The organism is Micromonospora sp. LZ34 (assembly GCF_052981855.1).
Genome location: NZ_JBRIQN010000054.1, coordinates 15,812 through 38,241, shown reverse-complemented (window position 1 = coordinate 38,241; position 22,430 = coordinate 15,812). Strand labels below are relative to the sequence as shown.

The following is a 22,430-nucleotide window of genomic DNA, read 5'->3' as shown; positions in this document are numbered from 1 at the left end:
ACACGCGATGACCCAGCCGGTCACCGCACCCCTGAAAACCAGCTAACCAACTCTCCACCAAACCCGGGGCTTGACATAGCGTTGCCCTCCCGGCTCGACAACCCAGGTGGATCGAGCATCGGAGGACGCGTTGAGTGGCACGTCGGATCGCGTGGTCATCGGGATGGACCCGCACAAACGCTCCGCCACGATCGAGGTCATGACCAGCGACGAGGCCGTCATCGGCGGAGGCCGCTTCGACACCGACCGCGACGGCTACGCGGCGATGACAAAGTACGCCGAGCAGTGGCCGAACCGGGTCTGGGCGATCGAGGGCTGCCAGGGCATCGGCCGGCACATCGCCAACCGGCTGCTCGCCGACGGCGAGCAGGTCGTCGACGTCCCGCCGAAGCTGTCCGCCCTGGCGCGGGTGTTCGCCACCGGGCACGGCCGCAAGACCGACGCCACCGACGCCCACTCCATCGCGCTGGTCGGCACCCGAACGGCCGGACTGCGCCCGCTGGTCAACGACGAACAGTTGGCTCTGCTGGGATCCCGGTCGACCGGCGCCGCTCCCTCGGCGTTGACCACACCCGGATGGTGTCCCAGCTGCACCAACTGCTGCTGGAGTTGGTCCCCGGCGGGGCGAAGAAGAGTCTGTCCGCCGCCCAGGCCAAGGCACTGCTGGCCGCGGTCAGGCCCCGTGACGCGGTCGGCAAAGCTCGACGGCGGGTCGCCGCGGAGCTGATCAGTGACCTCGAACGGATCTACCGGCGCTCCAAGGAAGCCGACAAGGAACTGAAGGAACTGGTCACCTCCACCGGCACAACGTTGATGGACCTGCACGGCATAGGACCCTCCGGCGCCGCCCGGCTGCTGGTCGAGGGCGGCGACATCACCCGCTTCCCAACCGAGCCCACTTCGCCTCCTGGAACGGCACCGCCCCCATCGACGCGTCCTCCGGCGAGCAGGTACGCCACCGGCTCTCCCGCGCCGGCAACCGGCAGATCAACCGGGTGCTGCACATCATGGCCACCGTTCAGCTGCGCAATCCCACCGAAGGGCGCGCCTACTTCGATCGGAAGAAGACCTGCGGCAAGACATCGATGGAAGCGATGCGCGCTGAAACGACGCCTGTCCGACATCGTCTACCGGTGCATGATCAACGACGCCACGGCCACGGCGGCGGGCCCGGGAGGACACCGGGGAACGACAACTGACTCCAGCGTGACCAGCTCACATCCCCAAGCCGGCTCTTCGGAGAAGTCACTTCCCGGACCCGCCGAGACCCAGCGTAGAACCCCGCTCCCAGCGTTGTCCTGACACAGAGGGGAGCCAGATCCGGGCTTCTGAGTCGCGACGGAAGCGACGTGCTCGGCCGGCCGCCATCACACGATGTGACACCCGGCGCTCGACGGTATCGACTTCTCGTCGAGTGGCGTGCTTTCTGCAGCTGACAAGATGAAGTCATCGCTCATCTTGACTACCAGCGCGACGATCAACCTCAGCGCGGTGATGTAGGTGCGGAAGTGCGCAGCTTCGCCGTCTGCCGCCCTCACCTGGACCACCTGCTGGAGGGCATCCTGCACGGGTCCTGGCTACCGTACCGGTACCGCGACCGCCTCACCTGGATCCCGGCCGACGCCCACAACGAGGTCGTCGCCGAGCGGGGCGGGACCGTGGAGCTGGCCGAGAACGGCAGCGCCACAAGCCGTGACCGGACGACTGAACGAGCTGCGAGCGCCGAAACGGAACAGTCATCGCCCAGGGCGACGCGCCCGAGGTGGAAAACCTGTTTCTGTGCTGCGGCGAGAAGCCGCCAGGAGGTGCCGGTCAACCGCTGGTTCTCGCCTGCCAGCTTTGCCCGAAGTCGCCGACCTACTAGTACCGGCGCGACGAACTGGATCGCACTCGGGTCTAGAGCTGCCCACGAGCGGCGGCTTCTGAGCTGCGATGACCGCTCGGCGGCCGCCCGCGTCGAGCAGCAGCGGCACGTCGTAGACGGACAGGGCCAGCAGTGGGCGCAAGTACCGGACCCTGCGCCGCTAGCGGTGCTGCTCGTACGCGGTGTCGACGTCGATGTCCGCCACCACGGTCGGCTCCACCTGGTGGTAGCGCAGGGGCTCGGGCCGGTCGAGCTGCCCGGACCAGCTCAGTGGGTGCATGCGGCCGGTGTAGCGCAGCCGGCCCCGCCGGTCGTAGCGGCCGCTGAGAAGGGTGTCCGGGTCGCTGATCGCGCCGGTGACCCCACCGATGATCGCCTCGGTAGTGCCGTACGCGCGGAATCTCCGCCAGACCCGCCGCCCAGGCTCGTACCGGCCGTCAAGCCGCTTGATCATGACACCTTCGATGCCGGCGGTGGTCCAGGTGCTCAGCCGTTCGGTGGCGTCGGTGACGCCGGTGGTTACGGGGACAATGTGATCGCGGGTGGAGCTCCGGCGACCATGTCGACCAGCAGCGCCCGTCGCCCAGCCTGTGGAGCGTCGAGCAGCGGCCGCCGTCCCAAAGGCCGCTGAGGAGATGGAAGACCACGCAGTGGGCCGGATGCAGCCGGATGAAGGCCAGGAGGCCTTCGGCGGCGACTCGGCGTTGCAGCAGGGCGAAGTTCGTCCGTTCTCGTTCCTGGCCAGGAGGCGAGGCTACCGGCGCGGTGCCAGGGCCTCGCGAGGCATCACGCCGGCCTCAGGAACCCGGTTCCCCGTCGTCCGACGCCGAGTTGCCAAACTTCCCGTCAAGTCCCGGACGATGTCCACGTCAGTGATGCACCGTTGGGCAGATCGATGAACGATGCGATCGAACTGCGAGTACACGGCATAGCCCGGGGCGACGGCGGAACAGGTTCTCGGCCATCCCAACGTGGTTCGGGTCGCTGGGGATCGCCGCGCCGGTTTCTACCGGCCTCGGCCTGGTTCTGGGGCGGCGGACGGTGCTGCCGGCGTGACGGTCGAGGCGTACCGCTGGGCTGGCCTGACGGGTGGAGGGGCGCTACTCAGCGCGCTGTCGCTGTTTCTGCTTCCGTTCATGCTGGGCAACCTGACGGTGTGGTTCAGGCCGGCAGCCCCTGACCGTTTCGGCCTGATCGCCGCACTGTGTCGGCTGCTCGGCGGCACGTTAACCGCCGCATTCGTGCTGTCCGTGGCAGGCATCACGCTGGACCTAATCGGCTGGCAGTGCGCGTCCTACGACCCCTGCATCTCGGATCGTCCGTACCTGTCCTGGCTGTCGGCGCTGCCGATCGGCGTGCGCCTGGCGGTGCTCGCGATGGTGCCGCTGGCCGCACTGGGACTGCTCTGGGCCGTCAGTGCCCGACTCACTCCCACGTTCGCTGCCGTTGGTGATATGCCCGGTGATGGCGCCGCCGATCGCCTGGGTGCCGCGGGGTTCTGGAACACCGAGCCGACGATTGCCTGGCTGCGTCGTGTTCACTTCTGCCTCGGTGCGGCAACGCTGGAGGCGATGCTGCTATTCGCCCTGGCCCCGCTCGCATCTGTCGGCGTGGGAACCGTACTACTAGGGTTAGCTGTCGTCGTGCTGTTCTGGTGCGGACTGCTGCTGGCCCGTCCGGCGAATCCACACGGTTCGCCGGTTCGTCGCTCAGGGCGGGTGCTATTGGTGGTCACAACCGGACTGACCATGCTGACGCTGGCCTATGCGGTGACCCTCCCCACCACGGACCCGCCGCGCAGTCAGCTGCCGGGATTCGAAGGCATCACGGCCGGTCTGGCCACCCTGCAGGCCGCGTTGCTCGTGGCGCTCACCGCACTCACTGTGCACCGCCTCGGGGCACGCCGGGGCAAGCGCCGGCCAGCCCTGCTGGGCTTGGGCACGCCTGTCCTGGCGGCAGCGGCCGTGAACACGGGCGCGGCGTTTGCCGCAACGGTGGTGTACCGGGTCGCCGACTGGTTAGATCGAAGCGCCATTCCCAGTCCGGTCCGGCCCGACTCGCCCGGAGCGCCGCCGTTGGAACCGCCCACGTCCTACTGGTGGGCGACACTCGCAGCTCTCGCCACGTTGCTGATCGCAGCTGCGGCGGGGATCTGGTCGATGCTGCTCAGCCGGACCCATCGCCGCAGGGACGCCGAGCGGATCGTCCGTACCGACTATCCGCACACGCCACTGGGGGCCATACCCCGGCTGCGCGAGATCCGGGAGATCATCGCCCGGTCCCAGACCATCGAGCGACTCGGCCCGATGCTGGTAGCGTTCCTGTTGATCTCCGCGCTGGGCCTGGGCGCAGCCGCGCTGGACCTCATCGGAACCGGCCCGACCCAACTCGCCCGCAATCTGAGTGGACAGGCTGACGAGCCCGCCGTGGTCGCGTACCTGTCCGACATGGGGATCTACGTGATCAGCCTGGTCGTCGTCGGGCTCTGGATCATGGGCGTGCTGGCCTACCGCTCTCCCGAGACGCGCCGGACCATTGCGGTACTGTGGGACCTGGGCACCTTCTGGCCGCGAACAATTCATCCCTTCGCGCCGCCGTCGTACGGTCGCCGGACCGTGCCCGAACTCGGAACGCGGCTAACAGCCTTGGCCCGCAAGGGCCCCGTGATCCTCTCCGGCCACAGTCAGGGCTCCGTCCTCGCCGTCGCCACACTGCTACAACTACCGCCATACACGCTGGACAGGGTTGCCCTGCTCACCCACGGCTCGCCACTACACCGACTCTACGCCCAGCTGTGCCCGGCGTACCTCGGTAACCAGACGCTGTGGGAGATCGGCGAACGGATCGGCTGGCGGTGGCGGAACCTCTGGCGGGACACCGATCCAATCGCCGGCCCGGTATTCCCTGACGACACCAACGAGGGTGGGCCAACGACAGCGGACGACGTGCGACTATGCGATCCGCGCAGTCTGACCATCGACCCCGACGACACCGTGCCACCGCCTGTGGAAGGCCACCAGCCCTACCACACAGGAGAGCAGTACGCCCTGGCGATCCGAGACCTCATTGCCCAACTTCCCCCCCACCCAGACACCCCACGCAAGTAGCCGGGAGGACGCCGAGACCGTATCGACTGCTGGCCGATATCAAGACCAAGACGCGTTGCAACTGGCGGAACTGGCCGGACATGCCCGACCTAGGGCCCGTGTCGAAGTCGGCGGTGATGCCTGATCTGGTGTGACCGGCCGGCGTGTCGAAGATCGAGAATGGGCGAGGTCTCCGGTAGATGGTTTAACGACCAAGAAAAACCGGAGACCACCGGAGACCTCGTGGACACCCTAGCGGTGACGAGGCGGTTCGACCTGACTGACGCGCAGTGGGCGGTGCTGGAGCCGCTGCTGCCTGCGGGTAAGCGGCCGGGCCGACCGTCGTTGTGGAGCAGACGACAGCTGATCGACGGGATCCGGTGGCGGGTCCGGGTCGGCGCCCCGTGGCGGGACGTGCCGTCGCAGTACGGGTCCTGGTCGGCGATGTACGCCCTGTTCCGACGCTGGCAGCGCGACGGGACCTGGCAACGGGTGCTGACCGCTTTGCAGGCCCTGGCCGACGCGGCCGGGCGGATCAGCTGGGACGTGTCCGTGGACTCCACCAGCGCCCGCGCCCACCAGCACGCTGCTGGGGCGAGGAAAAGGGGGATCTGCAGGCCGAACCACCCGGCGGCGTCACCGTCGAGCCAGCTGATCACGCCCTCGGGCGGTCCCGCGGTGGGTTGACCACGAAGCTACACCTGGGCTGCGAGCAAGGGCAGAAGCCACTGGCGATCGTGCTGACCGCCGGGCAGCGCGGCGACAGCCCGCAGTTCATCCCGGTCCTGGCCGCCATCCGCGTCCCACGCGTGAACACCGGCCGCCCGAGGACCCGACCGGACCGGGTCTTGGCCGACAAGGCGTACACCTCGAAAGCCAACCGGGCCTACCTACGCCGGCGAGGGATCGCCGCGACGATCCCGAGCAAGGCCGACCAGGACGCCCACCGACGGGCCAAGGGATCCAAACGCGGCCGGCCACCGGCCTTCGACCCCCACCTCTACCAGCAGCGTCACGCCGTGGAGTGCGGCATCAACCGCCTCAAGCGCAACCGGGCTGTCGCCACCCGTTTCGACAAACTCGCCGTCCGCTACGAGGCCACCATCCACCTCGCCGCGATCAACGAGTGGCTGTGACCGACTTCGACACAGGCCCTAGCGGGGACTGTCAAGAGCCTGGTAAATAAGGGTTTCCGGTGGCTGGCGGGCCGTGGCAGAGATCGATGGTTGAGTGACTCGCCGGCCGGTTGGCGTAGTGAGGCGGGCCCTTGGTGATCCTTCCGCACTCGCCGACATACCCTCTTAGTCGATTTACGTCCCTAAAAGGGTCAGCCCTCCCCGACGATGATCTGGGGCGGACATGAGGAGCGATCACAGCCCGAATTGGTGGTGAGCCGAGCCCGGGGCCGTACCGGGCGAGAGACCGGGGCGCTGCAGCGTCCATCCACAGCTCCGCGCGTGCAGCGGCGGCCACCGCCAAGACCGCTCGAACGACGGGCCTACAGAGCGCTGTTGGCGCCGGCATGGCCGAGGATTGCGTTGTACGCAGCGGCAGCGAGCGCTTGCTGGTCGGCGTACGGCAGGGCGAGGCGGTTTCAGTGGAACAGCACGTGGTAGCTCAGTAGCGGCCCCGCGTGATCGAGTCATGGTCGCGGCGCAGCGCGGCGCAGCGGTCGGGGTCTGCCTTGACGGTGATGATCTCCAGCTCCGGGTCGTCCTCGGTGACGATGAGGAAGACCTTCCCGCCGACCTTCCACACCCGCAGATGCTCGGTGAACGGGTACCCGCTGCTCGTACCCGGCATCCCGCCGGCGACCTCCTGCGCCTTGCGCTGGACGTCCCGTCCGCTCAGCGTCATGACTCCTTCCCCTGTCCGAACGTGCGCGGGTCGACCGGGCGCTCGGCCCGCGGCAGGTTCTTCTCGACCACCAGCAGGTACGACTCGGTGACGAGGTCGTCGACCAACTGCTCGTCGATCGTGCCGCCGGGGTTCAGCGTGATCCAGTGCCGCTTGTTCATGTGGTAGCCCGGGGTGATGTCCGCGTGTGCCTCGCGCAGCGCAGCGCCGTCGGAGGGCGCGGCCTTGAGCACCACGATCGGCTCGCCCGTGATGCCGGTCTGGAGCATGAACACCTTGCCCCGCACCTTGTGGACGTCCCAGTCCGGGCCGAACGGGTGGTCGAGGTACGCCCCCGGCAACTCCTCGGCCCGGGCCGCCGCCCGCTTCTGGATCGCCTGGCCGTCCATGGAGTCTCCTTCCTCGTCGCTTCTTGCGCCCCTGTCGAGGCTCGGGCGCGTGCGCCTCTCCCTTTTCCAGGATCGAAGATACGCGCGCGGGGCGCGAGGCCGGGTCGGATTCCGGAGGCCTCAGTCGTCGGTGGGGAGGGCTGCTCGGATGCTCTGTCTGCCCTACCGATCCGGTTCTTGGTCGGATCGCGGCGGAACGGGTCCTGTGGATCTCACGATCCAAGAAACCCGTTGACTATATATTTCCTACCTGGATTATAGGCAATGTGCCGAACGTAAACCTCACGACCCGGCGCGCGATTGACTTCATGCTCGTGAACAGCAGCCTCTGTCAGTTCACACGGTCGATCTGAAGTCCGACCGCGCTGCGGACGCCCTCCCCTACTTCTGGCTTCTGACGCCATCCCGCCCTGCGTCCGCCAATGGGTCGCATCCGCAGCCCCTGTGCCCATGCCCGCCGGGACCGCGTCCTGCGGCACGGGCTGCCCCCCCCCCCCAGCCACCGGGCTGTGGGTACTGGGCACCCAGGCGCCCGCCGAGGCCCCATGAAGCTCGCCCGATCGCGGCCTTCGAAAGGAACCGCGCCCGGACAGCTTGTCCTACTACAGAACGACGACGCAGTCCGGTGTGCGGTCCGGCACGGGCTGCCACCATCAATACGCTGAGGAAGGCGGAGACGGACATGACAGGTCAACCGGGCCGAACTTTGACGCGGCGTGACTTCCTGGCCGCCACAGGAGCAGCCGTGGGCGCGTCGATCCTCGCTCCGGGGCTGGAACAGTCGGCCACCGCGAAGGCACCGACACCGACCGATGTCGGCGCGGTGGGGCGAGCCGTGAAGAACGTGCAGCGGCCGTGGCTCGGACCGGATTTCTGGGCCAACCGGCTGCAGGACTGGCGGCTGGCGGACGGACGCATCGAGAGCATCGCGCAGCCCGGCCCCCACAGACTGCGGACGGTCGGGGTCCTCACGCGGGAGTTGACGGGCGGCGCGGTGCGCCTGAGCGTACGGACGGGAACGCTCGCAGCCGGCCCCGGCTTTTCCGGCTTCCTCGTAGGGGCGGGCGCCGGTGAGCTCGACCCGCGCGCCGCCGCGCTGGTCCAGGGGCCCTCCGGCGAGGGCGGCGGTCTGCTGGCCGTCTACGGGTCGGACGGACAGGTGGCCTTCCGCGAGCACACGGACGAATCCCGGCCATTCGCCTTTGCGGTACTTGCCGCCACGGTCGAGACGCCCGCCGCCCGGCCGCGAACCCTTGACGAGGACGTCGAGCTGGTGCTGGAGCTGAAGCCCACGGATCGAGGCGACCTGCGGCTCCGCCTCTACGCCCGCGACCGGCGCACCGACACGGTCCTTTCGTCGGCAACGCTGGACGGAGTAGTCCCCGAACAGGTGCGGAGCGGCCTCTCGCTTGTCGAGTCCGACGATCGGCCGGCTCAGGGGGCGCGGTTCTGGTTCAGCGATCTACACGCGACGGGTCCGGGCGTGACCACCCATCGCGATCGTGGCCTCGGCCCGATCGTCGGCACCCTCTTTTCCGTCTCCAGCTCGGTCCTCAAGCTGACGGCACAACTGGTGCCGCTGGGCCCCGACGATCCGCGCGAGGTGACGCTCGAGATCCGTGCGGGCAGTGGCCGCTGGCGGCAGGTGACGCGCGCCGCAGTCGGCGCCGGGTACGCGGCACTGCTACGGGTAGAGGACTGGGACTCGTCTCGGCCATGGGAGTACTGCGTGGTCTACCCCACCAGCCCGCGGACGGAGTACCGTGGGACCATTCCGGCCGAACCACGCGGGCGTGACCTGGTCATCGGGACGCTCAACTGTGTCAAGGCGACCCACCGTTCGCTCGCCGGCGCGAGCAACGGGAGCCCGCGCCTGCCCGGGGAACACCAGCTCCGGCTGCACACCGACCGCAACATCTACTTCCCGTACGCACCGCTCGCGGCGAACCTGGCGGCGCAGAATCCCGATCTGCTCATCGTCCTCGGCGACCAGTTCTACGAGAACAACCCGACACCGGAGGACCAGTCGCCGGCGCCCGAGTTGGACTTCCTCTACAAGTACCTGCTCTGGCTGTGGTCGTTCCGTGAGCTGACGCGGAGGATCCCTAGCATTGTCCTGATCGATGACCACGACGTCTTCCAGGGCAACCTCTGGGGCCACGGCGGAGCACCAGCGCCGGAACGGGATCAGAACAAGGGTGGCTACGCGAACGACGCCGACTGGGTCAACATGGTGCAGCGGGTCCAGAGCGGCCACGACCTGGATCCGTACGACCCGACGCCGGTGCAGCAGGGCATCACCGTCTACTACGGTGCGTTCGCCTATGGAGGCGTGTCGTTCGCCCTGCTCGAGGACCGGAAGTTCAAGAACACCGACGCCGACGGCGACGACGGTGACCCGCTGCCTGAAAAGCTCGAACTGCTGGGCGAGCGCCAGGAAGCCTTCCTCGCCGCCTGGAAGTCGATGCATCCCGGCCTGCCCAAGGTGGTTCTCACCCAGACCACGCTGGCGTGCCTCCAGACCGATCCTGCTGGCGCGGCGCGGCGGGACGCGGACTCCAACGGCTGGCCGAAGACCGGACGCGACAAGGCCGTGAAACTCCTGGCGGACGCGCGCGCCGTCGTGCTCTCCGGTGACCAACACCTCGCCTCGCTCGTCCGCCACGGCGTCGAAGGCTTCGCCGACGGTCCCCTGCAGTTCACCTCGCCCGCCGGCAACTCGTCGTTCCAACGGTGGTTCGAACCGGCTCAGCCCCTCGCCAACGGCAACGAGCACCCGTACACCGGGGATTTCACCGACGGCTTCGGTAACAAGCTGCGGGTCCTCGCGGTCGCGAACCCAAAGGTGTCGTTCGCGGACTACCGCAAGGGCTACCCCAGCGGGCAGGGGCTCGGGGACCGCACCCTCAAGCAGGAGGGCTACGGCATCGTCCGGGTATGCCCGACAACGAGGAAGTTCGTGTTCGAGGCCTGGCCCTGGGACCGCAACCCTCGCCATGCCGAGACTCAGCAGTTCGCCGGGTGGCCGGTGCGCGTGCCGTTCGACGAGGCCTGAGCCTGCCTCTTGCCCTGCTCCCCAGTCGGGTTCAGATCGCAGCCCGGCACACCGTTGCCGGGCTTGCCCCTCTCTGTTGCCTGACGAACCTCACGACAGACGGCTTCTGGTTGGGCGAGTGGTTTCGCCCCACCCACATCGGAGGATCTCAATGAATGAACCGAACCGAGCCGGACTCTCGCGCCGCGGTTTCCTCGGCGGCGTCGCGGGCGCGGCAGTGGTGGGCCTTGGCGCGTCTTTGCCGGCTGCGGCGGACGTCCTCGCCTTGCGATCTCGGCAAGATGGCCGGCCGCCGAACATCGTGCTGATCGTGCTGGACGACCTCGGGTGGGGCGAGTTGGGGAGCTACGGCCAGCAGGTAATCCGAACGCCGGTACTGGACGGCCTCGCCGCGGAAGGGCTGCGGTTCACCCAGGCGTACGCGAACCCGTCGTGCGCACCGACGCGGGCCTCGCTGCTGACGGGTTTACACACCGGCCATGCGCGAATCAAGACCAACGGCGATGCCGTCAAGGGGCTGCTGCCCGAGGACGTCACGGTCGGCGAGGTGCTGCGCTCGGCCGGCTACCGCACGGGGCACATCGGCAAGTGGGGGCTGGGACCGGACACCGGCGACAACCCCAGTCATCCCAACAACCAGGGTTTCGACTACTTCTTCGGCTACATCAACCAACGGCACGCACACGACTACTGGCCGACCTACCTGTGGCGTAACGACAAGCAGGTTCACTATCCGGAGAACGAGGCCGCCAACGTCACCTACGCCACCGACCTGTTCACCCAGGAGGCGCTGGACTTCATCGACCGCAGCCAGGACCGCCCGTTCTTCCTGTATCTGGGTTACACCACCCCGCACGCCCCGAACGAGATTCCTAGCGATGCGCCGTACAGCGACGAGGAGTGGCCCCAGGGCGAACGCAACCACGCCGCCCAGATCACCCACACCGACGCCGAGATCGGCCGGATCCTGGCGCGGCTCGACGAACTCGGCCTGGCAGAGGACACCCTGGTCCTGGTGACCAGCGACAACGGCCCGCACGAGGCCGGAGAGGCCTTCGAGCACGTCGGGAGCACCCTGCCGCACGACCCCGAGTTCTTCGACAGCAACGGCCCACTGCGCGGCATCAAGTTCACGGTGTACGAGGGGGGCATCAGGGTTCCACTGATCGTCCGGCTGCCCGCCGCGCTGCGTGCTTCAGGCGCCCCCGTGCCAGCGTCGGTCGTGCACGATCCGGTCGCCGTGTGGGACCTCCTCCCCACGCTGGCCGAGGTCGCCGGCGCGCAGGCACCCGCAACCCTGGACGGGGTGTCCTTCGTGCCGGCGCTGACCGGCAGGGAACAACCCTCCCACGAGTACCTGTACTGGGAACACAACGGGCGAAACCAGGCGGTGCGCTTCGGCAACTGGAAGGCCGTGCGCCGCAACGACCGCCCCGTCGAGCTCTACCACCTGAACAAGGAAATCGGTGAGCTCACGGATGTCGCCGCCGAGCACCCCGCCCTGGTCCGCAAGGCCGAAAGCCTGCTGGCAGCCGCCGTCCAGGGGGACTGAACTGACCATGTCCCCTTCCCCTGCGCAGTCGGAGGCGCTCATCAACGTACCCGACCTGACCACCGTCTCTCGCCGTGGCTTCCTCGGCGGCGTCGCGGGCGCGGCCCTGGCCGGGCTGGCCCCGGCTGCGGCGTTCGCGGCCCGTCCACCGGAGCCGGGCCGGCACCGCCGCCGGCCCAACGTGGTGTTCGTCTCCATCGACGATCTCGGCTGGGACGAGCTCGGCTGCTACGGCAACACGTTCAACGAGACGCCCCGCATCGACCGTCTCGCCCGGGACGGCATGCGCTTCACCAGCGCCTACGCCGCCGCGCCGCTGTGCTCGCCGACCCGCGCCGCGCTGGTGACCGGCCTCTACCCGGTGCGCACGGGGATCACCGACTTCCTCCGGGCCGAGCCGGCGGCGAGCAACAAGTACCTGTCGCCGGACATCCCGACCGTGCCCGATGTCCTCCACCCCTTCGGCTACACCACAGGGCTGATCGGCAAGTGGCACCTCACGGAGACCTACAGCGGGCCGTACGACGAACGGCCGGGCAATCCGCACGCCCACGGGTTCGGCGAGGTGATCGCCTCCGAACAGAGGTACATCGCCGACGGCGACTACTTCCACCCGTACTTCTTCATGCCAGACCTGCCCGCCCGGGAACCGGGCGAGCACCTCACGGACCGGCTGGCGGCCGAGGCCGTCGACTTCATCACCCGGCACCGTCACGAGCCGTTCTTCCTCCACGTGTCCAACTACGCTGTGCACACGGCCCTGGACGGCAAGCCGGAGCTGGTCGCCAAGTACCGGGCCAAGCCGGGCGCCGGCCAGGCCCCGAACCGGCCGGTGCTGGCCGCCATGCTGGAGAGCGTCGACCAACAGGTGGGCCGCATCGTCGACACGCTCGTAGACCTCGGCCTGGACCACGACACGCTGCTGCTGATCACCTCCGACAACGGAGGCCCCTACCGCGACGCGAACCAGCCGCTTCGCGGCGGCAAGGGCGAGCTGTACGAGGGCGGAATCCGGGTTCCGCTGATCGCGTACTGGCCCGGCAGGGTGGGCCCGGGACAGCAGGACGCCACGCCGACCAGCACCATCGACGTGCTCCCGACCGTCCTCGACCTCGCCGGCGGCGACCCGGACGGAAGGTTCGACGGCACGAGCATCGCCCCCGTGCTCACCGGGACCGGCACGGTGGACCGGGACACGCTGTTCTGGGTCTATCCGCACTTCATCGGCCGGACCCGCCCCCACGCCGCCGTCCGGTCCGGGCAGTTCAAGCTGGTGCAACACCTGCGGGACGGACGCAGCGAGCTCTACCACCTGGTCCGCGACCCGACGGAGACCACCGACCTGTCCGGGCACTACCCGCAGAAGGCCCGCCAGCTGCGGGCGCTGCTGGAGGCGCACATCGCCGAGACCGGTCTCTTCCCCGCGCCACCGACCCCCGAGCACTATCCGACGGTGGAGCTGGAGGAGTCGTTCGACGGCAGCCTCGAACGCTGGAGCGTCCTGCCGGTCACCGCCTACGCCGCCCCGGCCGTGGTCAGCGGAGGCAGGCTCGCGGTGACGACGAACAACAGGATGAGCCACCTGGTGTTCCGCTCCGACGTCGCCCCAAGCTCCGACCGGGTGGCGGTCGTGCTCGACACGGGTACGTTCGCCGAGGCCGGCACCCAGGACACGGTCTTCGTCGGCCTCGCCAAGGACGCCGGCAACTACCTGCTGTTCCGGTACCACAACGGGCTGCACCGGGCGGGCTGGGATCTTCGCGTCAACAGCTCTCTGATCACGGCGGGCGTCGAGCCGCTGGACAACCTGGACGGCACCGTGGACCTGACCGGTCCGGACGCCCGGTACGCGTTCGTGCTCCGCGGCCACGTGGCGACGGCGTACGTCGACCAGGGCGGCGGATGGGAGTTCCTGTTCACCGCCGACACCGGCGGCGCGATCGACTTCAGCGATCCGGCCGTACGCGCGCAGTACCGCTACGCCGCGAGCGTCCGCCTCGACAACGGCACCATCACCCTCGACGGCCTCACCGCCCGCCGAGCCTGACCGAACAGGAGTACCCATGAAAGTCAACGTGGTGTTGGCCTCAGCCGCGACCGCGGTGGTGGTGGCGCTGGCGTCGCCACCGTTGGCGCCACCTACGTCAGCCGCGTCCCGCGACGGCGTCTCGTCCGAGGGCCTGGTGCTTCGGTACGCGTTCGAGGGCCTCGGCCCGAACGAGGTCCGGGACCTGTCCGGCAACGGACTCGACGGACGGATCGTCAACGGTCAGGGTGGGCGCCTGCACGCGCCGAGTCTGCCCCGCCAGGGCGCCTCCATCGCGCTGCGCGGTGTCGAGCACCAGTACGTCGACGTGCCGTTACGCCCCGTCCTCGACGTCGACCACTGGACGCTGTCGGCGTGGGTCCGTTACAGCGGCGTGGAGAACGACAAGACCGGGGGCAGGTGGGAGGTCCTGGAGAAGGCAGCCGCGTACTGGATGAACGTCCGCACCAGCGGCGTGGTCCGTGTCGGCGGGTTCTTCGGCGGGTGTGAAGGTCCTGCCGTCTGGCAGTACCTCGACAGCGCCCAGCCCGTCGCGCGCGACACCTGGACACATCTCACCGGCACGTACGACGGGTCGACGCTATCGGTGTACGTCAATGGCGTCCTTTCGACCTCGCGGCCAGTGTCAGGAACGACCTGCGTCAGTGGGGAGCCGCTAGCCGTCGGGGCCAAGAACAACCCGGCCAAGGGCCTGCTGGAGGCCTTCTGGGACGGCCGCCTCGACGACGTCCGGGTCTACCGCCGCGCACTCGAACCCCGCAGAGATCACGCACCTTGCCCAGCGCTGACAGGTCGAAGCCGAGCCGCCTACTCCACTGACGAGAGGACTTCCCGATGTCACCGTTCCCCCTGAGACTGGGCGTGACTGCCGTCACCGCCGCCCTGGGCTGCACCGCCCTCGCCGTCACACCCACCGCCGCCGCTCCGCTCGGCACCACGGCCACCCCGGCCGGCCCCGGTCAGCCGAACATCGTGTTCGTGCTGGGCGACGACGTGGGGTGGGCCGATGTCGGCACCGGCCGCGCGAACAAGGGGTCGGGGAACCCGTACAACGAGACCCGCACCGTCGACCGCCTCGCCGCGGAGGGCGTCGCCTTCGACAACGCGTACGGCGGTCCCAACTGCGTGCCGACCCGGGCAGCCCTGCTCACCGGGCTCTACGCGCCCCGGCCGACGAACAACCTCTACCTGGTCGGCGACCTCGACCGCGGCGGGGACGACACGCTGCTGGACGGTGCGCCGCAGGGACTCCCGGACGGCGACGACGCGCTGCCGGGCGAGGCCTACACCGTCGGCGAGGCGCTGCGGGACGCCGGGTACGCCACTGGATACGTCGGCAAGTTCCACGTGACCAAGACCGCTGGCCAGATCACGACCGACTTCGGGTTCGAGGAGAACCTGGGCGGCTCGAACTCGGGACACGCCAGCCAGTACCACGCCATCGACGGGACGTTCAACAACAGCATCGGCCCGGCGCTGGACCGGTTCGCGGCCGACTACACCCAGAAGTACGTCGACGAGAACATCAAGCCCTACTCCCACGGCGCGGACGACGCGACCCTGGACGCCCTCGTCGGCACCGACAAGCACGTGACCGACGCGGTGGCGGACGCGACCATCGACTTCATCGACCGCCACCCGGACGAGCCGTTCTTCACCTGGGTCAGCAACTACGCGGTGCACACGCCGATCGGCGACAAGCAGCCCCGCGCCGACCTGCTCGCGAAGTACCAGGCCAAGCCGGCGGTGCCCGGGCACCCGGCCGACGCCTCCTACTCCGCCCTGCTGGAGGGCCTCGACCAAGGGCTGGCCCGCATCGTGGACCACCTCGAGACCACCCCGGATCCCCGCAACCCCGGGCACCCGTTGGCGGACAACACCATCGTGGTGTTCACCTCCGACAACGGTGGGACCGCCGACGCCGACAACGGCTGGCTCAGCGGATACAAGGGCGAACTGCGGGAAGGAGGGCTGCGGGTTCCGGCCGTCGTGTGGAGCGGCAACGAGCGCCTGGTCGACGGTGGCGTGGTCGACTCGACGCCGATCCACGCGGTCGACTACCTGCCGACGTTCGCGTCGCTGGCCGGCGCGGACCTGCCCAAGGGCCTGCGCCCCGACGGTGTGGACCTCAGCGGAATCTGGCGCAACCACAGCGCGGACCTTGGCGCGCGGCCCCTTTTCTGGCACCTGCCCGGATACCTGATCGCGGGCGTGCGGGACCAGCGCCCCTCGACGGTGATCCGGTCGGGGCCGTGGAAGCTCAGCTACCGCTACGAGACCCGGGACTGGGACCTCTACCACCTGGACAGCGACATCGGTGAGACCACGGACCTGGCCGCGGCGTACCCGGACGTCACCCAGCGGCTCGGCGGCCGGCTGATCCGCTGGCTCGACAACGTCGACGCCCCGCTGGCCACCTTGCGGGCGGGCAGGGACCCGATCACCGTCACCTTCCAGGGCTCGGCGTACTCCGACGGGAGGATCACCCACTACGACGAGCCGACCCAGCTGACGTTCCAGCCGGGCGACGAGGTGCCGACGCTCCTGCCCACGGCGGTCACCGACCGATGACCTCCGTGCACCATCACGCCGGGTCCACCACGCCGAGCTGCTGTGCGCCAGGTGGCCCGCAGCAGACCGCGGCGACCGGCGGGCTGCTGCAGATCGGCCGCCGGCCGCAGCAGCCGGCCCCGGTCGCCGGGGAGGCTGGCCGGTCGCGCTCCACGCGCGGCCAGGTCAGCCTCCCCGGTCGGAGCTTCGCCATGGGCGACGCCTTCGGCGAGGGCTACCCCGGCGATGGTGAAGGCCCCGTGCACGAGGTCACCGTCGGGGCCTTCACCATCGACGCCACGACGGTCACCAACGCCGCCTTCGCGACCTTCGTCAAGGCCACCGGCTACCTCACCGAGGCCGAGGTGCTCGGCGTCTCCGCAGTCTTCCACATACAGGTGAAGGCCGAACGTCCCGACATCCTCGGAGCCGCCACCGGTACGCCCTGGTGGCTCGTGGTCCGCGGCGCCGACTGGCGCCACCCCTACGGACCAGCCTCCTCGATCACGGACCTCCAGAACCACCCGGTGGTCCAGGTGACCTGGAACGACGCCCGCGCGTACGCCGCATGGGCGGGCATGCGCCTGCCCACCGAGGCCGAATGGGAGTATGCCGCTCGAGGCGGCCTCGAGGGGGCGCGGTTCCCCTGGGGCGACGAGTTGTTCCCGCGCGGCCGGTGGAACTGCAACATCTGGCAGGGTGAATTCCCCCGCCGCAACACCGCGGAGGACGGCTTCGTCGGCACTGCACCTGTCAAGCAGTACGCCCCCAACGGCTACGGCCTGTACAACACGGTCGGGAACGTGTGGGAGTGGTGCGAGGACTGGTTCGCCCCTGACACCTACGCCCTGCGCGTCGGCACCCGCGTCGTGGATCCCCAAGGGCCGGCGGAGCCGGATGTCACGGGCCGGCGCGTGATGCGCGGCGGGTCGTTCCTGTGCCACGACTCCTACTGCTACCGGTACCGGGTCGCGGCCCGCTCCGGCAACACTCCCGACTCGGCGGCGTCGAACATCGGTTTCCGCTGCGCCTGGCGATCCGCACGTTCCTTTCCATCGGAGGCCATTTCGTGATCACCCGTCGTCAGCTCCTCGCCGGCACCGCCGTCGGTCTCGGAGCCGCAGCGTTCCCGTCCATCGCCGCAGCCGACCCGGGCACCACCGGGCGGCCCCGGCCGAACATCGTGCTCGTGCTGGCCGACGACCTGGGATACGGCGAACTCGGCGCGTACGGGCAGCGCACCATCGCGACGCCGCACCTGGACCGGCTCGCCGCCGAGGGGCTCCGCTTCACCGACGCGTACTCCGCCGCGGCCGTCTGCGCGCCGTCACGCTCGGCGCTGCTGACCGGCCTGCACGCCGGTCACGGGCCGGTGCGCAACAACCCCGGGGGCGACCCCGACTCGATCGCCTTCTCCGACGGTGACACCACCTTCGCCGAGGTGCTGCGCGCCCGGGGCTACCGCACGGGACTGTTCGGCAAATGGGGCTTCGGTCCCGAACGCGGCGACCAGCCAAGCCACCCCAACGCCCGAGGCTTCGACGAGTTCCTCGGCTACATCACGCACGGCCACGCCCACGACTACTATCCGACGTACCTGTGGCAGAACGGAGAGCGGCTCGAGCTGCCCGAGAACGCCGGTTCCAACACCACCTTCGCCCCCGACCTGTTCCAAGCCCGAGCTCTCGACTTCATCCGGGCACACTATGACGAGCCGTTCCTGCTCGTCGTCACCCCGAACCTTCCCCACGCCCCGAGCGACGTCCCCAGCCAGGAGCCCTACGCCGCCGAGGACTGGCCCTCGGCAGACCGGGGCCACGCCGCCCAGGTCACCCGGATCGACACCTACGTCGGCGAGCTGGTCGACGAGCTCACCGCGCAGGGACTGCTCGAGTCCACGGTGGTCCTGTTCACCAGCGACAACGGCCCGCACGAAGAGGGTGGCTTCGACCCGGACCGGTTCGACGCGAACGGCCCCCTCACCGGCTACAAGCGCAACCTGTACGAGGGGGGTGTCCGAGTCCCGTTGATAGCCTGGGCCCCGGGCCGGATCCAGCCCGGCGTGACCGACCGGCTCACCCAGCAGACCGACCTGCTCCCCACCCTCGCCGACCTGGCCGGCGTCCCCGCACCGCGCGACATCGACGGCCGGTCGTTCAGCTCCCTGCTCAGCCCACATCCGACCGTCGCCGCCGAGCAGCCCTACCTCTACTTCTGGCGGCTCGACAACGGCAACACCAAGCGGGCCCGCGCCATCGATGACGGCCGCTTGCAGCGAGCGGCCGAGGCGGTACGGGAAGGCGACTGGAAGGCGATCCGTTGGGCGCCGGGCAGGGATCGGACCGTCCCGGATGACCAGTGGCAGGTTGAGCTTTACAACCTTGCCCATGATCTCGGCGAGACGACTGACCTAGCAGCCGCCCACCCCGAGGTCGCGACCCGGCTGGTCGGCCTCCTGCGGCAGTCCTGGACCGACGAGGTCACCCGCGAAGGCTACGGCGTCACGCTCAACACCCCGGACCTGCTGCTCCCCGGCGTCACCTACGAGATCACCGCCACCCTCGCGAACGGCTCGGCGGTGCCATGGACCGGTGGCCGGCTGGTGCTCTCCGCGCCCAGGGACTGGGCCGTCGAGCCGGCGACCAGCCAAGGGCTCGGACGCCTCGCCCCCGCCGCCCGGGTGAGCACCACCTGGCAGGTCCGAGTCCCCGAGGAGACCACGGCGAAGCAATGGCCGCTGACCGTGTCCGGTTACGCCGTCACCCGCGACGCGCCACTCACCTTCCGCGCCGAGCGCCGCCTCACCCCTCCGCCACCGCCGCCCACCGAAGACTCGTACCTGAGCGACCTGCCCTGGATTACCGCAGTCAACGGCTGGGGCCCGGTGGAGCGGGACACCAGCAACGGCAAGCAGGTCGCCGGGGACGGCACCCCGATCTCCTTCGGAGGCACTGTCTACGCCAAAGGTCTCGGTGTCCACTCCTACTCGGAAGTCACCTACCACCTCGGAGGCCGGGCGACCCGGTTCACCTCGATCGTGGGAATCGACGACTTCAGCGCCCGGCAAAGCTGGCGGGGCAACACGATCGCCGAGGTGTGGGCCGACGACCGACTCGTCCACACAAGCGGCGTGCTGCGCGCGTCCACCGGTCCCGAACCGGTGGACGTCGACGTCCGAGGAGCCCGACTGCTTCGCTTGATCGTGCGTGCCGCCGACTCCGGAAACGGCTTCAACCACACATCGTGGGCAGACGCCTTCGTCCGGCTGGGCTGACAGGCCGCCTTCGCGAACCCGCCCTCGCGCCTGACCGACGTCGACGCCGGCAGCACGCCGGCGTCGACGTCGTCGCCCGCGTCGTGGATTCGCAAGGGCGGGAGGGACCGATGCCAGCGGCTGCCGTCGCGGGACGTGCAGAGCTGGATCAACCAGGTGGCTCCGGGCCTGCCAGTGCCGCGCCCGAGGCAGGAACGCGGCCCACCCCAGGGACCAGCGCCGCTGCTGCGCTGTAAGACGCTGCTGCCAGGCCCGTCCTGTCGACGCGGACGGTCCGCGACATCCGGGCTGTGGGCCGCCCTCACCCACGCCCAGGACCGAAGACCTCATCGCTTCGAGAAACACTTCCACTGGTAGACGCTGCTCACCCCGGGAGATACGCCGCCGCCTCGGCACCGCGCCGAACGACGAGCACGACCTGCGCGCCGACGCGATCGTCGCCTGCGTGTTCGCCTGCCTCGACGTCGCCGGCGAGGCGTGGACCCGCAGCGACGGCCGCCAGTCGCTAGAGAATCTGGTCGTTTCGGCGGTTACAGCGGTGCGCGGGAGCGCGCCAGACGCCTGACCCGGCCATCCGCACATGCCGCAGACCGAGCGGTTGAGGTGTACGGGTGGGTCGCCGAGCGTCGCGGCTCACACGGCGTCTGGCCGCCCGCCGTGGATGGCGCTGGCGAGTGTCCGAGGTCCGTTGTCCTGGACCACGCTCGCCGCACGCGGCACGTGCACGAGGAGTCCCATATGCCGGCCCGCCATCGAGATCGTCCTGAGCATCGAGGTCCTGCCCGACGGTCCGCCGAGCGACCGGCGCGCCGGCAGCCCAGCGAGTCGGGTTAGCCTGCCGTCATGGCGAGCGCCGAACTGGATGAGTTGATCGTCGGGAATGCCGAGGCGCTGCGCGCGTGGTTGTCGGCCAACCACACGCCACGTCGCCCCGGCGTCTGGCTCGCCCTGACCAAGAAGGGCAGCACCTCCACCACGCTGACCTGGCAGCAGGCGGTCGACGAGGCACTGTGCTTCGGCTGGGTCGACGGGCAGGCCCGTAAACGGGATCAGGAGACCTCCTGGATCCGGTTCACCCCTCGCAGGCCCCGCAGTTCCTGGTCACAACGCAACTCGCCCACGTGGCCCGGCTCGAGGCGCAGGGGCGAATGATGCCCCCAGGCCGCGCCGCGGTGGAAGCCGCGAAGGCGGACGGGGCGGTGGGCGACCGCCTACGCCCCGCCGTCGAAGGCCGAGGTACCGGCCGACCTACTCGCCGCCATCGCCGCCGAACCCGCCGCCCAGGCCATGTTCGACGTACTCACCAGAACATTCGGGGGCTTGGTGATGTGCGACCGTGACCGGACGGGGTCAATCAAGCGGGCGGCCTCGCCGTCAACCGACGGGGGTCAGACACAGAACGACCTCACGTCCGGTCACGTCCGAACCTGCTCACGCCGTCGCCGGGGCCGGGCTGAGGGCACGGATGTGTCCGTCGCGTAGGCCGTAGTAGACGAGGGTGAGCAGCTTGCGGGCCACCGCGACGGTGGCGATGTTGCGTCCGCGTCGTTCGGCGATGCGGGCGCGGTGGAGGTCACCCAGCCGGCGCTGCGCGGGACGCCGCGGGCAGCCTCGACCGCGGCCCACCGCACCAGCGTGGAGCCCTGCTTGGTGATGCGCCCGCGGTGCACGATGAGGTCGGACTTGCGGTGCCACGGGGTGAGCCTGGCCCACGAAGCTAGTTGCGCCGGGCCAGGGAAGCGGTCGACCTCGCCGATCTCAGCGACGAACACCGCCGCCAGGACCGGTCCGACACCGGAGATGGCCTGGACCGCGGTATAGCCGTGATGCCCGGCGAGTCTGGCCCGGATCGGCCCGGCGAGAGCGTCGATCTCGAAGTCCACCGCGTCGATCAGCCGGCACAGCGAGGACACCCGACCCCGATACGCGCCGTCCAGCGGCGCCCGGGACAGCAACTCCCGTCCACCCACACCGAACAGATCCGACACGGCGATGTGCACACCCTGCTTGGCTAACACCGCATGGACCGACGCCTCCCACTGCGCCAGGCCACCAGCTCGGCCCGATAGCGCACCAGCTCCCGCAACTCCCGCACGGCCGGCGGGGCCACATACGCCTCCGGCAGCCTGCCCATACGCAGCAGGTCCGCCAGGTCGGCGGCATCACGGGCGTCGTTCTTCACCCGCCTATAGGCGAACCCCTTCACTCCCGACGGATGCGCCAGATGCACCCGGGCGCCGGCCGCGGTCAGCACATCCGCCGCCCAGTACCAGCCGTAGGTGGCTTCCAGGACCACCTCCGGGTCCCGGCCGGCCCTGGCGATCTCCAACCCAAGCGCGACCGGGTCATTGTCGATCCGCACCGTGGCGAGTTTCTCGCCAGCCTCGCTCATCCGCACGATCACCGAACGGCGGCGATGCAGATCAATACCCACGAGCTGACGGCCGTCGTACTCTGCCTGCATGAGGGGCCTCCTTCGTCGTGAGACGTGAGCACCTTCCCGCTTGGGACCCACGAGGAGCGAGACCCCGCTCCTTCATGCCATGAAGAGGCCGCGGCGAGGGTTGTTCTAGGCTGGGGTATGGCGGGTCCGGGAAGTGACTTTCCGAAGTGTCGATCTTGGGGTTTGGGTCGGCCGCGCTGGATTGCAGAGTCCCCCCGCATGTCCTCCCGGACCCGTCCTAACCAGCTTCGCGTCGGCGACCATCTGCCGGTAAACGGTGTCGGACAGGCGCCGTTTCAGTGCCCGTAGGGCC

17 protein-coding genes and 2 pseudogenes are annotated in these 22,430 nt (G+C 69.4%); 13 read left to right on the top strand and 6 right to left on the bottom strand.

Features of this window, described 5'->3' with window-relative positions; genetic code table 11:
- Nucleotides 1–199: 199 nt before the first annotated feature.
- From ACVCAH_RS32605 to ACVCAH_RS32595, 3 genes and pseudogenes are all read left to right on the top strand, one after another.
- Nucleotides 200–727, top strand: coding sequence for an IS110 family transposase (locus ACVCAH_RS32605; RefSeq protein WP_447140085.1), 528 nt, complete (start codon nucleotides 200–202; stop codon nucleotides 725–727).
- A gap of 199 nt (nucleotides 728–926) precedes the next feature.
- Nucleotides 927–992 (top strand): annotated as a pseudogene (locus tag ACVCAH_RS32600) (hypothetical protein); the annotation flags it as partial.
- Nucleotides 993–995: 3 nt separating this feature from the next.
- Entirely contained in the window at nucleotides 996–1,199 is a 204-nt protein-coding gene (locus ACVCAH_RS32595) for a hypothetical protein (protein ID WP_447140084.1), read from the top strand.
- A gap of 168 nt (nucleotides 1,200–1,367) precedes the next feature.
- Here the strand turns inward: ACVCAH_RS32595 and ACVCAH_RS32590 are convergent, their stop codons facing one another.
- Entirely contained in the window at nucleotides 1,368–1,568 is a 201-nt protein-coding gene (locus tag ACVCAH_RS32590) for a hypothetical protein (RefSeq protein ID WP_447140083.1), read from the bottom strand.
- A gap of 456 nt (nucleotides 1,569–2,024) precedes the next feature.
- A complete protein-coding gene (locus tag ACVCAH_RS32585) occupies nucleotides 2,025–2,318 on the bottom strand; it encodes a hypothetical protein (protein WP_447140082.1) in 294 nt (97 codons plus the stop codon).
- A 598-nt stretch (nucleotides 2,319–2,916) separates the two neighbouring features.
- Here ACVCAH_RS32585 and ACVCAH_RS32580 point away from each other — a divergent pair.
- Nucleotides 2,917–4,971 carry a hypothetical protein gene (locus ACVCAH_RS32580; RefSeq protein ID WP_447140081.1) on the top strand — a complete coding sequence of 685 codons (2,055 nt, stop codon included), beginning with the start codon at nucleotides 2,917–2,919 and terminating at the stop codon, nucleotides 4,969–4,971.
- A 237-nt stretch (nucleotides 4,972–5,208) separates the two neighbouring features.
- Nucleotides 5,209–6,086 (top strand): IS5 family transposase gene (locus tag ACVCAH_RS32575; RefSeq protein WP_447140080.1). Its coding sequence is split into 2 segments (ribosomal slippage): nucleotides 5,209–5,602 and nucleotides 5,602–6,086, totalling 879 coding nucleotides; the frame shifts between segments, so codons are not numbered across the junction.
- 481 nt (nucleotides 6,087–6,567) lie between these two features.
- Here the strand turns inward: ACVCAH_RS32575 and ACVCAH_RS32570 are convergent.
- Nucleotides 6,568–6,807, bottom strand: coding sequence for an MmcQ/YjbR family DNA-binding protein (locus ACVCAH_RS32570; RefSeq protein ID WP_447140079.1), 240 nt, complete (start codon nucleotides 6,805–6,807; stop codon nucleotides 6,568–6,570).
- Nucleotides 6,804–7,196: an MmcQ/YjbR family DNA-binding protein gene (locus ACVCAH_RS32565; RefSeq protein ID WP_447140078.1), complete on the bottom strand. Its 393-nt coding sequence runs from the start codon at nucleotides 7,194–7,196 to the stop codon at nucleotides 6,804–6,806. The genes ACVCAH_RS32570 and ACVCAH_RS32565 overlap by 4 nt, the downstream gene beginning before the upstream one ends.
- Nucleotides 7,197–7,941: 745 nt before the next feature.
- On the opposite strand from ACVCAH_RS32565, the gene ACVCAH_RS32560 reads away from it, so the two are divergent.
- The 8 genes and pseudogenes from ACVCAH_RS32560 to ACVCAH_RS32525 form a co-directional block, all read left to right on the top strand.
- On the top strand, nucleotides 7,942–10,251 hold the full coding sequence (locus ACVCAH_RS32560; protein WP_447140077.1) for an alkaline phosphatase D family protein: 2,310 nt from the start codon (nucleotides 7,942–7,944) through the stop codon (nucleotides 10,249–10,251).
- Nucleotides 10,252–10,402: 151 nt separating this feature from the next.
- On the top strand, nucleotides 10,403–11,803 hold the full coding sequence (locus tag ACVCAH_RS32555) for an arylsulfatase (protein WP_447140076.1): 1,401 nt from the start codon (nucleotides 10,403–10,405) through the stop codon (nucleotides 11,801–11,803).
- A gap of 7 nt (nucleotides 11,804–11,810) precedes the next feature.
- A complete protein-coding gene (locus ACVCAH_RS32550) occupies nucleotides 11,811–13,850 on the top strand; it encodes a sulfatase (RefSeq protein WP_447140075.1) in 2,040 nt (679 codons plus the stop codon).
- Nucleotides 13,851–13,866: 16 nt separating this feature from the next.
- Nucleotides 13,867–14,703, top strand: a complete 837-nt coding sequence (locus ACVCAH_RS32545; protein ID WP_447140074.1) for a LamG domain-containing protein — start codon at nucleotides 13,867–13,869, stop codon at nucleotides 14,701–14,703.
- An 8-nt stretch (nucleotides 14,704–14,711) separates the two neighbouring features.
- A complete protein-coding gene (locus ACVCAH_RS32540) occupies nucleotides 14,712–16,421 on the top strand; it encodes a sulfatase-like hydrolase/transferase (protein ID WP_447140073.1) in 1,710 nt (569 codons plus the stop codon).
- Nucleotides 16,418–17,473, top strand: coding sequence for a formylglycine-generating enzyme family protein (locus tag ACVCAH_RS32535; protein ID WP_447140072.1), 1,056 nt, complete (start codon nucleotides 16,418–16,420; stop codon nucleotides 17,471–17,473). Before ACVCAH_RS32540 ends, ACVCAH_RS32535 begins: the two co-directional genes overlap by 4 nt.
- A complete protein-coding gene (locus tag ACVCAH_RS32530) occupies nucleotides 17,470–19,674 on the top strand; it encodes a sulfatase-like hydrolase/transferase (protein WP_447140071.1) in 2,205 nt (734 codons plus the stop codon). Before ACVCAH_RS32535 ends, ACVCAH_RS32530 begins: the two co-directional genes overlap by 4 nt.
- Nucleotides 19,675–20,517: 843 nt before the next feature.
- Nucleotides 20,518–20,985 (top strand): annotated as a pseudogene (locus ACVCAH_RS32525) (YdeI/OmpD-associated family protein); the annotation flags it as partial.
- Nucleotides 20,986–21,089: 104 nt separating this feature from the next.
- Here ACVCAH_RS32525 and ACVCAH_RS32520 read toward each other — a convergent pair.
- Both ACVCAH_RS32520 and ACVCAH_RS32515 read right to left on the bottom strand, forming a co-directional pair.
- The gene (locus ACVCAH_RS32520) at nucleotides 21,090–21,662 is read right to left on the bottom strand and encodes a transposase (protein WP_447140070.1); all 573 of its coding nucleotides are present in this window, start codon (nucleotides 21,660–21,662) and stop codon (nucleotides 21,090–21,092) included.
- A 23-nt stretch (nucleotides 21,663–21,685) separates the two neighbouring features.
- On the bottom strand, nucleotides 21,686–22,138 hold the full coding sequence (locus tag ACVCAH_RS32515) for an IS110 family transposase (protein WP_447140069.1): 453 nt from the start codon (nucleotides 22,136–22,138) through the stop codon (nucleotides 21,686–21,688).
- Between the last annotated feature and the right edge of the window lie 292 nt (nucleotides 22,139–22,430).